The sequence below is a fragment of the Nocardia canadensis genome (assembly GCF_032656385.1).
Lineage (GTDB): Bacteria > Actinomycetota > Actinomycetes > Mycobacteriales > Mycobacteriaceae > Nocardia > Nocardia canadensis.
In genome coordinates this window covers 25,592-36,386 of sequence record NZ_JAVCWB010000006.1, presented here as the reverse complement: position 1 = coordinate 36,386, position 10,795 = coordinate 25,592, and the positions used below count along the sequence as shown (strand labels likewise).

Here is a 10,795-nt window from a genome sequence, read left to right as displayed (position 1 = left end):
TGCTGTCAATCGACGGATTCCCGAGGGGGCAATGTTCAGCTATTCTGAACATCATGAACACCTCCGACGGCGGGCTCGGCGCCCGCCTGCGACAGGCGAGGACCGCGGCCGGCCTGTCGCTGCGGGAGACCGCGCGCCGCATCGAGGTCAGCGCCGCCACGCTGAGCGCCATCGAGACCGGCAAGACCGGCATCTCGGTCCCGCGCCTGCGGTCGCTGGCCACCGAACTCGACACGACGACCCAGTGGCTGATCGGCGAGGAGTCCGCGCGGGCACCGCAACCGCGGCCGCGCGGCGCCGCCCCCGCGGCCGACACCGCCCGCGCCTGGCGCCGATTCCCGCCGCTGGACATCGATCCCGTCCTCGCCGCCGCGATCGACTCCTTCGTCGAGACCGGCTACCACGGCGCCACCATGCGCTCGATCGCCCAGCGCGCGGGGATGAGCGTGCCCGGCGTCTACCACCACTACCGCGACAAGCAGGACCTGCTGGTGCGCGCGCTCGACCTCACGATGGACGAGCTGCACTGGCGGGTCGACGCGGCGCGTCACGAGGCGAGCACTGGTCGCGACCGGGTGACGCGGGTCGTCGAGGCGCTGGCACTGTTCCATACCCACCGGCGCGAGCTCGCCTTCATCGGCGCCAGTGAGATGCGCAGCCTCGAACCCGCCAACCGGCGCCGGATCACCGACTCCCGCAACGAGATCCAGTATCTGCTCGACGCGGATATCGACGCCGCGCTCACCGAGAACCAGCGCAGCACCGAACACGCGCGCGCCGCGGGCCGCGCGATCGCCACCATGTGCACGGCCCTGCCGCAGTGGTTCCGCCTCGACGGCCCGGCCACGCCCGAACAGATCGCCACCGACTACGCCGACTTCGCCCTCGGCGTCCTGGGCATCCCCCGCTGACGGTGCGGCCCGCCCCGAAACTCTCGGGGCGGGCCCTTCCCCATGCACCATGCGGCGCCGCCACGTCGCACGGCAGGGTCCATCGTAGACGGACCGACCTCATCTCTCCCGCAACCACACCCGGACTGCCGAGGACAACATGCCGGACCCCGGGTTGTCCGCAGATCTCACTATCGATTTCGCCCCGCACGATGTCGAAACGGGGATCGGGCCGGGCGAGTCGGCCTCAGGGCGTGACCGCTTCCGCGCCCAGCGCGGCGAACCAGGCGAGGTAGTCGGCGGTGACGGCGCGCAGGCGGGCGACGGGCCAGTCGTCGGGATGGAGTTCGGCGGGCAGGACGGGGTCGGTGGTGAGGTGGTCCAGCCCGGCGCAAACAGCGGCGAATCTGGCTGTGGGGTCGGGGGTTTCGATGGCTGCCAGCAGCGCGTGACCGCGGGCGGACCAGTCGGCCAGCGGCCAGAGCCGGGCGGCGAGGTCGGCGGGGTCGGCGACCGGGCGGGTGCGCAGGCGGAAAATGGTGTCGTCGAGGTCGGTCGGCCAGGCGCGGTCGAGGTTGGCCGGACGCATCCAGACACCCTCGCGCAGTTCGGCCAGCCGCAGCGAGAGCAGGCGCGCGCGCAGGGCGGCACGGTCGGTGGCGGGGCGGCCGGTGGCGGTGACGACGACCTGTTCCCAGTCGCCGGTCCACGGGAGCGTCGCCGGTTCGGCGAGTTCGGTGCGGCGGGCGCGCAACGCGGGAGCGAGGGTGTAGGCGCGGTTCTCCCGCATCAGCTCGCCCGCGGCGACCATGCGGGACACGGCGACGCGGACGGTCGCCTCCGGGTAGCCGAGGGTGGTGGTGGCGGCGCAGATCTCGCGTGAGGTCATCGTCGGCGAATCGGCAGCGATGAGAATCCGGACCAGCGCCGAGCGGGCCGATACCGGGCGGACCTCGGTATCGGGGCCGGTCACAGGGGGTTGCACGGATCGAGTCTACATATTTCACTATTGCCACGGCCATCAGAAATATGTAACGTTGCCGACCATCAGCCGCCTCTCCGGCGTCGCCGACGACAAGGAGCCTCGCCCATGACCGCTACCCACCCGCTCGCCGGGCGCACGATGATCATGTCCGGTGGCAGCCGTGGCATCGGGCTGGCGATCGCCGTCGCCGCCGCTCGCCAGGGCGCCAATATCGTGCTGCTGGCCAAGACCGACGTGCCGGATCCGCGCCTGCCCGGCACCATCCACACCGCGGCCGCCGAGATCGAGGAAGCGGGCGGTCAGGCGCTGGCCGTGGTGGGCGACGTCCGGGACGAGGCCTCGGTGGCGAACGCGGTCGACCAGGCGGTGGAGCGTTTCGGCGGCATCGACTACTGCGTCAACAACGCCTCGGCGATCGCGCTGGCCTCCACCGAGGAACTGCCCATCAAGCGCTTCGATCTCATGCAGCAGATCCAGCTGCGCGGCACCTACCTGCTCTCCCGCGCCTGCCTGCCACACCTGCGCAACAGCGAGAACGCGCACATCCTGAGCCTGTCGCCGCCGCTGAACATGGCCCCGCACTGGCTCGGCGGACATCCGGCCTACATGGTCGCCAAGTACGGCATGTCGCTGCTCACGCTCGGCTGGGCGGCCGAGTACGCCGAACACGGCGTCGCGGCGAACTGCCTGTGGCCGCAGACGCTGATCGCGACCGCCGCGGTGCAGAACCTGCTCGGCGGCGACGAGGCCATCGCCAAGGCCCGCACCCCGGAGATCGTGGCCGACGCCGCCGTCGCCATCCTGGGCCGCGACGCCCGCACCACCACCGGCAACACCTACCTCGACGTCGATGTCCTGGCGGCCGAGGGCATCACCGATCTGTCCGGCTACGGCGGCTCGGGCACCCTCGAGTACGACATCTTCGTCGACCCGCCGCAGGCCTGACCCGGTGCGCTGGATCAGCTCTCCGCCACCGCGGTGATCTGATCCAGCGACACGCCCTTGGTCTCGGGCACCCGGCGGTAGCAGAACACCAGCGACACCGCCGAGATCGCCGCGAAGAGGAAGAACATCGTCGAGGCGCCCCACAGCTCGCCCAGCGGCGGGAACACCAGGGAGACCAGGAAATTGCCCGCCCAGATGAGGAACGTGGTGATACTCATCGCGGTGGCCCGGATCGGGGCGGGGAAGATCTCCGACAGCAGCAACCAGGTGGGCACGCCGACGCCGACCTGGAACGAGGAGATGTAGACGATCATCAGCGCCAGCAGCAGATAGCCGGTCGCGGTGTCCTGGGTCATCCGCTCGACCAGCGCCATGCCGACCAGCGCGACCACCATCACCGACAGGCCGATGAACATCAGCGGCCGCCTGCCGATCCGGTCGATCAGACTCATCCCGATGATCACGCCGATCACCGCGCCGACCCCGATCCCGATCGACGAGGTGATGGCCGCGTTGTCGCCCATGCCCGCCTGGGCCAGCGTGGACGGCGCGTAGTAGATGACGGTGTTCACCCCGACGAATTGCTGGATCAAGGCCAGCCCGACGCCGGTGACGAACAACGCGCGCACCTTCGGCTTCCGCAATTGATCCCGCAAACTGTCTTTGACGGCGGCATCGGCGGCTTCGGTTTTCTCGATGTCCTGAATTGTCGGCTCGACATTTTCCGGATAGTAGGACTGCCGCAGGACTTTCCTGGCGTCGTCCTCGCGGCCCTGTTTCAGATACCAGCGCGGTGAATCCGGCATGAAATACATACCGATCACCAAGGCGGCCGCGGGAATCGCCGCCATCGCCAGCATCAGCCGCCAGTTCCCGGTGGGAGCCAGCAGCGCATTGACGATATAGGCCAGCAGCTGACCGCTGGCGATCATCAGGCTGTTCATCGAGACGAGCCTGCCGCGATAGGTCGGCGGCGCGATCTCGGAGACATACATCGGCACCACCAGCGACGCGGTGCCGACCGCGACACCGAGGATCAGGCGGGTGACGATCATGACGTTCGCGTCCGGCGCCAGCGCCTGCGCCAGCGCGCCGACGAAGAACAGCCCCCCGGCCAGCAGCAGGGTCAGCCTGCGACCCCACCGATCGGCCAGCCAGCCGCCGGCGATCGAGCCGATCGCGGCGCCGACCAGCAGCGAGCTGGTGACGATGCCGACCTGGGCCTGCGTGAGGCCGAAGTCCGGAGTCAGGTAGACCAGCACACCCGAGATGACGCCGGTGTCGTAGCCGAACAGCGCGCCACCGAGCGCCGCGATGATGACGACGGTGAGCACGAACTTCTTGATCCTGGCCCGCATGGCCGCCCGTTCGGGCGTCTCGGCGCCGACAGGCGGTTCGGTCACCGGTGACACCAGCACCCGCCCGGTGTCGTCCTGGACCGTGCGCGACATCCGGACGGGGGTGTCGGAGTTCGGTTCGATGAGGTGGTCGGCGGGCCCACGCCCGCCGACCACCGGCGGGGTGAGCACACCTCCCGGCCCCTCGGGTTCCCGCTCGGTGGATCCACGCTGAGAATCGGTCATGTCCACACCTCCGCCGAAAGGGTCGGTCGATTCCTGCACCCTAATGGAGCGTCGAACATTTCCGGAAGCTCGAAATGATTCCGGAAGTATCGGCAGCCCTCGGCGGAGTTCCGTTTCGGTCGGCCGAATTACCCCGGACAACTGCCTGACGCCGTGACGTGGAATTGTGGCCAGCGCACCGGCGCGTGGCGGTGATGCGGACGGGCCCGCGTCGAGCCGGGTTCCCCGAAAGGGACTAGTGGCGGTGCAGAGATCGCACGACGCCCGCGCCCCACAGCGCCAGCCACGCCGCGGCCCCCATGTACAGGACGTAGGCCAGCACGACGAGCTCGGGGCCGTAGCTTCCCGCCCAGTCCCCCAGACGCAGCAGCGCGACGATGCCGAGGCCGAGCAGGGCGAGACCCAGGATCAATCCGGGCATCCCCAGCGGGCCGACCGACGCTTCGGTGGGCGCGGTGACCCGACCATCGCGGCCGGTAACTGACAGATTGCTATTCGATTCGAAGTAGATGCTGCTCATCACACTGAGCCCCCTTCCGGGTGGCCGTCCCGACACGGCCGGTTGCTGATCCATCCTGGATCTTTCGAGGCCCGCGACACCGAAGCGGGCAGGCAGGGCGTTTGTGACGAAAGGTCCGCGTCGACCCTGTCGTTGATCACAAACGGTTAACGTTCAGCAATTACGAGCGTGCCACCATCGGTAGCCGAATGGCAGTTGATGTGATCTGCATCACATCGAACAGACGTGCGACACGATGCGATAACGCGCGTTACATATCCGGCAAACACCCCTCGGAACTGGCGAAACCCGTCCACAACTGGACATTTGCTCAATAGGCCGACACTGCTGTGATTTATCGAACCGTTACGGCCCTGACGTGCGAAAACAGGCCGTGAGCAAACTGCGACACGGCTGCTACCCGTGCCGAGACCTCGGCCCCGTACCGGACGGACCGGACACCGACGGCGGTACGCGACGCACCGGAACCGACACGCCCGGAACGGTTTTCGGGTATCACCGACAGGGACAGCATGCCGACACGCCGTCGTTCTCCTACGATGGGCGGCGGCACACACCGATAACAGCGTGGAAGGTCGTCGACGATGAGCGACAACGCGAATGTGATCGACCAGTCGAGTCCGAGCATCGCCCGGGTCTACGACTATCTACTCGGCGGCAAGGACAACTACGAGGTCGACCGCGCGATCGGCGATCATTTCAAGCTGAACCTGCCCGGTTCGGTGGCGATCGCGTTCACCAATCGGCAGGCCCTCACCCGCGCGGTGCGTGAGATGGCCGAGGCGGGCCTGACCCAGTTCCTCGACTTCGGCAGCGGCCTGCCCACCGCCGACAACGTGCACCAGGTCGCGCAGCGGGTGAACCCCGACACGCGGGTCGTCTATGTCGACAACGACCCGATCGTGCTGGCCCACGGGCGCGCGCTGCTGGCGACCAACGACAACACCACCGTCGTGCACGCCGATGTCCGTGACTCCGTCGGCATCCGCGCCAACGAGGAGGTGAACCGGCTCATCGATTTCGACAAGCCGGTCGGCCTGATCTTCAGCGCGATCCTGCACCATCTCAACGACGACGAGGACCCGCGCGCCGTCGTCGAATACTGGACCGGGCAGATTCCCGTCGGCAGCAGCGTGTTCATCTCCCACTTCCGCTCCGGCGACAACGCCGAGACCATCGAGGCCGAGGCCAAGCTGCAGTCCACCTTCGGCCGCGGCCGCTGGCGCACCGATGCCGAGATCGTCGCGCTGTTCGGCGACCTGCGACTGCGGGAGCCCGGCGTGGCCGCGGCCGCCCGCTGGCACCAGGACGTGCCCACCGACGACAACGATTCGGCCCGCATCGGCTCGCCCGACCGGGAGCTCTCGGTCTGGGAGGAACTCATCGTGGCGGCCATCGCCGACAAGGTCTAGGGCGGTTCGTCCGGGTCGGTGACACCGGCGAAATTCGGGCCACGACATCTCGTCCGTTCGCGCGGGTGAACGCGTCACGTTCGGCTATCTTGTGCATCTAGTTTTTCTCGATGCTGCTGGATCGTTCGTGTCGCTTCGCCGCAAGCACGTGTCGCGTGAGATCCACGCCTCGTGTTTTCGGCGACCCTCATCAGACGAAGGACGCCGGTCACCATGCCCGCACCCGTTATCCTCCACGGCCGCATCGCACGGCTGGAACCCCTTGCACCCCACCATGTTCCCGGATTGACCGCAGCCTCGGTCGCACTCGGTCCGGCCGGGTTCACCGTCGTCCCGCACGGTGAGCAGGAGGCACGCACCTACGTCTTCCAGGCCGAGTCCGCCCAGCTGGCCGGCACCGCCCTGGCCTTCGCGATCGTCACCGTGGACGACGACTGCGTGGTCGGGGCGACCAGGTTCACCCGGCTCGACTACTGGCAGGGCCCGCTGAGCTGGCCGCTGGCCGCCGAGCCCGTCACCGCGCTGCCCGGCGGCTCGATCCCCGACGCCGTCGAGATCGGCAACACCTGGCTGACGCCCGCGGCGCGCGGCGGCGTGGTGAACCTCGAGTGCAAACTGCTGATGTTGACCCACGCCTTCGACGCCTGGGGCGTGCGCCGGGTGACCCTGCGCGCCGACGCCCGCAATCTGCGATCGCGCGCCGCGATCGAACGGCTCGGCGCGGTGAGCGACGGTGTGCGCCGGGCCCATTCGCGGGGACTCGACGGCGCGGTGCGCGACACCGCGTTCTACTCGATCCTGCACGACGAATGGGCGGGTGTGCGGCTGCGGATCACCGAGCAGCTCGCCGCCCGCACCATGCTGCCGCGCGCGCCGCTGATCCCCGCCACCGCCGAGTCGTTGCGGCCCTTGGCTTCTCCGATCGGCTGAGGCTCAGCTCCGGACGGTAGCGATCCGCTCCACGATCAGCTCGGCCAGCTCCCGCGGACGCTCCTCGGGCAGCCAGTGCGAGGCGCCGTCCAAGACGGCCAGGCGGTAGTCGCCGGTGACATAGTTCTCGGTCAGCTCGGCGCCGCGGCGTGACAGCGCCGAGTCACCGGAGCTCCAGACATGGGTCACCGGCACCCGCACCGGCGCCGAGATCGCGCGCTGGCCCAGCAGCAGGATCGCCCGGTACCAGTTCAGTGCCCCGGTGAGGGCGCCGGAATCGACGATCTCGGTGTGCACCCGGGCGATCATCTCCGGCGTCATCCCGGTGCCTGCCAGCACCCGGTCGAGCAGCTCGGGACGGGCGGTCAGCACCCGCTCGGGCAGCACCGGCAGCTGGAACAGACCCATGTAATACGAGCGGGCGAGCTGATCGCTGCTGATCAGCGAACGGCGGAAGGCGCCGGGGTGCGGTACCGATACGGTCACCAGGGTGCGCACCAGGTCGGGCCGGGCCGCGGCGACCGACCAGGCGACCATGGCGCCCCAGTCGTGGCCGACCAGATGTACCGGCCCACGGTCGATCTCGCGGATCAGCGCGAGGATGTCGTCGATGAGTTCGGTGATCCGGTAGGCGAAGCGGCCGCGTGGCCGCGCACCCGGCGAGTAGCCGCGCTGATTCGGGGCGATGGTGCGGTAGCCGCGCGCGTTGAGCAGCGCGCAGAGTTCGGTCAGCGAGCTGGCGGTCTGCGGAAAACCGTGCAGCGCGAGGATGACCGGGCCGTCGATCGGACCGGAGTCCACCACATCGAAGCGGAGTCCGGCGCGGGTGTAGGAGGTCAGTCGGTTGCTCAAGGGACTCTCCGGTCGATCGACGGCCTAATTGACTGATGGGTAAATTACCTGGCGTTCAGTTGGCCGTCAACCATCCCGTCACCGGCCCGTTCCACCGTGCACGACGGCGACCTCGGTGCCGCCGAGGTCGAAGGCCCGGTGCAGCACCCGCACCGCCTCGTCCAGGTCGGTGTCGCGGACCAGGACCGAGATCCGGATCTGCGAGGTGGCGATCAGATCGAGATTGATGCCCGCCTCGGCCAGTGCCTCGCAGAACGTCGCGGTGACGCCGGGATGGTTCTTCATACCGGCGCCGATCAGCGAGACCTTGCCGACACGATCGTCGTAGCGCACATCGGTGAACCCGATCTCGGCGCGCCGCTTCCGTAGCAGCGCCACCGCACGGGCGCCGTCGGCCGCGGGCAAGGTGAAAGTGATGTCGGTACGGCCGGTGCCGGTGTTCTGCACGACCATGTCGATGGGGATCTCGGCGTCGGCGACCGCGCGGAACACCTGGGCGGCGTAACCGGGTTCGTCGGGCAGGCCGACGACGGTCACCTTCGCCTCGGTGCGGTCGTGGGCGACGCCGGTGAGCACCGCCTGATCGGCGGGAATGTCGGCCATCGAGCCGAACACGGTGGTGCCGATCGCATCGGTGTAGGACGACCGCACATGCACCGGAACGTGATAGCGGCGCGCGTATTCCACACAGCGCAGCATCAGCACCTTCGAGCCGCAGGCGGCCATCTCCAGCATCTCCTCGTAGGAGATCTGGTCGAGTTTCTGCGCGTCCGGCACGATACGCGGGTCGGCGGTGAACACGCCGTCGACGTCGGTGTAGATCTCGCACACATCGGCGCCCAGTGCCGCGGCCAGCGCCACGGCGGTGGTGTCGGACCCGCCGCGGCCCAGCGTGGTGACGTCGCGGCTGTCCTGGCTGACACCCTGGAACCCGGCGACGAGCACCACCTCGCCGTCGTCGAGCGCGCGCCGGACCCGGTCCGGGTCCACCTCGATGATCTTGGCGTTGCCGTGCGCGCCGGTGGTGATCACCCCCGCCTGCGAACCGGTCAGCGACCGGGCCTCCGCGCCGAGCGCGTGGATCGCCATGGCCACCAGCGCGTTCGAGATCCGCTCGCCGGAGGTGAGCAGCATGTCCATCTCGCGCGGCGGCGGCGCGGGCGCCACCTGGCCCGCCAGGTCCAGCAGCTCGTCGGTGGTGTCGCCCATGGCCGAGCACACCACCACCACATCGTGACCCTGTTTCTTCGTCTCCACGATCCGCTCGGCGACCCGCCGGATCCGTTCGGCGTCCGCCACCGACGATCCGCCGAATTTCTGCACAACCAGGGCCATCCCTCGTCCTCTCCCCTGCTCGCCCACGCGTGACCCGCGGGTAACCCCTCCGAGTATCCCGGCATTTCTGGCACGGCTGTCCTGATTCGTGGTGAAAACGACTGCCGCCGAGGTGATTCGGCCGCGATACTGGCTGGACGGGGGTGACGTCCGCGGCGTTCGTTCCCGGCTCGACATCTCTCGGCGGTAAGGCGAATTCCCATGACCGATCAGCTCTTTCGTTCCCCACGTGCCTCGTTCGGGGTCGCCGTTCTCGGCACCGGAGCACTCGCCGCCGAGGTCGTGCGGATCCTGCGCGACACGGGCGGCGATTTGCGGGAACGCGCCGGTGCGGACCTGGTCCTCGCCGAGCCCGCGGAGCTGGTGGTGGACGCGACCGAGCACCTCGGCGCGGCGCACGCGGTGCTCGACGCGCTGCGCGCGGGACGCTCGGTGATCACCGCGAACACCGCGCTGGTCGCCGAGTACGGGCACCGGCTGGCCGCGACCGCCGAGCAGCACGGTGCCGACCTGTTCTTCGAAGCGGCGGTGGCGGGCGGTGTTCCGGTGGTGCGGCCACTGACCCAATCACTCTCGGGCGACCGGGTGAACCAGGTGCTCGGCGTCTTTCCCCCCGAGCACAGCAGGCACGCGGCCGCGCAGGCGGCGATCCTGGCGACGCTCGCCTTCCACACTCGGGTGGAGGTCGGCGACGTGCAGTTCGAGGAGTCCGGGCCCGCGGCGGCGCCCGACCTCGCCGCCGCGGAGGCGTTGGGTCTGCGTCTGCGCACCCTCACCGTCTGCACCAGGATCGCCGAAGACGGTGGCAAGGAACAGGTCTCGGTCCGCGTCCACCCCGCGCTGCTCCCGGCGACCGACCCGCTCGCCCGCGTCGACGCGCCGTCCAGCGCGGTCGCCGTCGACGCCGCGGGTGCGGGCAGGCTGATGTTCTACGGTGACGGCGCCACCACGGCGACCGCGTCGGCCCTGCTCGGCGACCTCATCACCGCCGCCCGCAACCGCGTCCACGGCGGCCGCGCCCCGCGCGCCTCCTACTACGCCCAGCTCCCCATCGCCCCGCTCGGCGACACCCCCACCCGCTCCTACCTCAACCTGCGCGTCACCGACCACGCCGGCGCCCTCGCCCAGGTCGCCGCGGTGTTCGCCGACAACGGCGTGAGCATCGCGCGCGTACGCCAGGAGCACCAGGGCACCGACGCCCACCTGATCGTCCTCACCCACCGAGCCCGCGAGTCCGCACTCACCGACACGATCGACGCCCTCACCGACGCCCCCTGCGTCCGCGAGGTGCGGACCCGCTGGCGAATCGAAGGCACCGACGACTAGGCGCGTCGTGTCGCTGA

Annotated in this window: 10 protein-coding genes; 5 read left to right on the top strand and 5 right to left on the bottom strand. The window is 69.3% G+C overall.

The features are described from left to right. Positions 1–53 precede the first annotated feature (53 nt). Complete coding sequence (locus tag Q7X29_RS12730; protein ID WP_218717898.1) at positions 54–911, top strand: TetR family transcriptional regulator; 858 nt, start codon at positions 54–56, stop codon at positions 909–911. A 226-nt stretch (positions 912–1,137) separates the two neighbouring features. On the opposite strand, the gene Q7X29_RS12725 is transcribed toward Q7X29_RS12730, so the two are convergent. Continuing rightward, the gene (locus Q7X29_RS12725) at positions 1,138–1,875 is read right to left on the bottom strand and encodes a PaaX domain-containing protein, C- domain protein (RefSeq protein WP_316574147.1); all 738 of its coding nucleotides are present in this window, start codon (positions 1,873–1,875) and stop codon (positions 1,138–1,140) included. A 105-nt stretch (positions 1,876–1,980) separates the two neighbouring features. Between Q7X29_RS12725 and Q7X29_RS12720 the strand changes: the two genes are divergently transcribed. Next, on the top strand, positions 1,981–2,820 hold the full coding sequence (locus tag Q7X29_RS12720; RefSeq protein ID WP_218717899.1) for an SDR family oxidoreductase: 840 nt from the start codon (positions 1,981–1,983) through the stop codon (positions 2,818–2,820). 14 nt (positions 2,821–2,834) lie between these two features. On the opposite strand, the gene Q7X29_RS12715 is transcribed toward Q7X29_RS12720, so the two are convergent. Together Q7X29_RS12715 and Q7X29_RS12710 are read right to left on the bottom strand one after the other, a co-directional pair. Then, on the bottom strand, positions 2,835–4,403 hold the full coding sequence (locus Q7X29_RS12715) for a sugar porter family MFS transporter (protein WP_255587555.1): 1,569 nt from the start codon (positions 4,401–4,403) through the stop codon (positions 2,835–2,837). A 235-nt stretch (positions 4,404–4,638) separates the two neighbouring features. After that, the gene (locus tag Q7X29_RS12710) at positions 4,639–4,923 is read right to left on the bottom strand and encodes a hypothetical protein (protein WP_218717900.1); all 285 of its coding nucleotides are present in this window, start codon (positions 4,921–4,923) and stop codon (positions 4,639–4,641) included. Between the two features lie 584 nt (positions 4,924–5,507). Between Q7X29_RS12710 and Q7X29_RS12705 the strand changes: the two genes are divergently transcribed. After that, positions 5,508–6,335: an SAM-dependent methyltransferase gene (locus Q7X29_RS12705; RefSeq protein ID WP_218717901.1), complete on the top strand. Its 828-nt coding sequence runs from the start codon at positions 5,508–5,510 to the stop codon at positions 6,333–6,335. Positions 6,336–6,548: 213 nt separating this feature from the next. Beyond that, entirely contained in the window at positions 6,549–7,265 is a 717-nt protein-coding gene (locus Q7X29_RS12700; RefSeq protein WP_218717902.1) for a GNAT family N-acetyltransferase, read from the top strand. A 3-nt stretch (positions 7,266–7,268) separates the two neighbouring features. On the opposite strand, the gene Q7X29_RS12695 is transcribed toward Q7X29_RS12700, so the two are convergent. Both Q7X29_RS12695 and Q7X29_RS12690 read right to left on the bottom strand, forming a co-directional pair. Beyond that, complete coding sequence (locus tag Q7X29_RS12695; RefSeq protein ID WP_218717903.1) at positions 7,269–8,117, bottom strand: alpha/beta fold hydrolase; 849 nt, start codon at positions 8,115–8,117, stop codon at positions 7,269–7,271. A gap of 78 nt (positions 8,118–8,195) precedes the next feature. Beyond that, complete coding sequence (locus Q7X29_RS12690) at positions 8,196–9,452, bottom strand: aspartate kinase (RefSeq protein ID WP_316574146.1); 1,257 nt, start codon at positions 9,450–9,452, stop codon at positions 8,196–8,198. A gap of 201 nt (positions 9,453–9,653) precedes the next feature. On the opposite strand from Q7X29_RS12690, the gene Q7X29_RS12685 reads away from it, so the two are divergent. After that, on the top strand, positions 9,654–10,778 hold the full coding sequence (locus Q7X29_RS12685) for an ACT domain-containing protein (RefSeq protein ID WP_316574145.1): 1,125 nt from the start codon (positions 9,654–9,656) through the stop codon (positions 10,776–10,778). The last annotated feature ends 17 nt before the right edge of the window (positions 10,779–10,795 follow it).

Coding starts and splice junctions, on each gene's coding strand:
- Q7X29_RS12700 (WP_218717902.1), top strand. CDS start 6,549: ATGCCCGCACCCGTTATCCTCCACGGCCGCATCGCACGGCTGGAACCC.
- Q7X29_RS12715 (WP_255587555.1), bottom strand. CDS start 4,403: ATGACCGATTCTCAGCGTGGATCCACCGAGCGGGAACCCGAGGGGCCG.
- Q7X29_RS12685 (WP_316574145.1), top strand. CDS start 9,654: ATGACCGATCAGCTCTTTCGTTCCCCACGTGCCTCGTTCGGGGTCGCC.
- Q7X29_RS12705 (WP_218717901.1), top strand. CDS start 5,508: ATGAGCGACAACGCGAATGTGATCGACCAGTCGAGTCCGAGCATCGCC.
- Q7X29_RS12730 (WP_218717898.1), top strand. CDS start 54: ATGAACACCTCCGACGGCGGGCTCGGCGCCCGCCTGCGACAGGCGAGG.
- Q7X29_RS12720 (WP_218717899.1), top strand. CDS start 1,981: ATGACCGCTACCCACCCGCTCGCCGGGCGCACGATGATCATGTCCGGT.
- Q7X29_RS12690 (WP_316574146.1), bottom strand. CDS start 9,452: ATGGCCCTGGTTGTGCAGAAATTCGGCGGATCGTCGGTGGCGGACGCC.
- Q7X29_RS12710 (WP_218717900.1), bottom strand. CDS start 4,923: ATGAGCAGCATCTACTTCGAATCGAATAGCAATCTGTCAGTTACCGGC.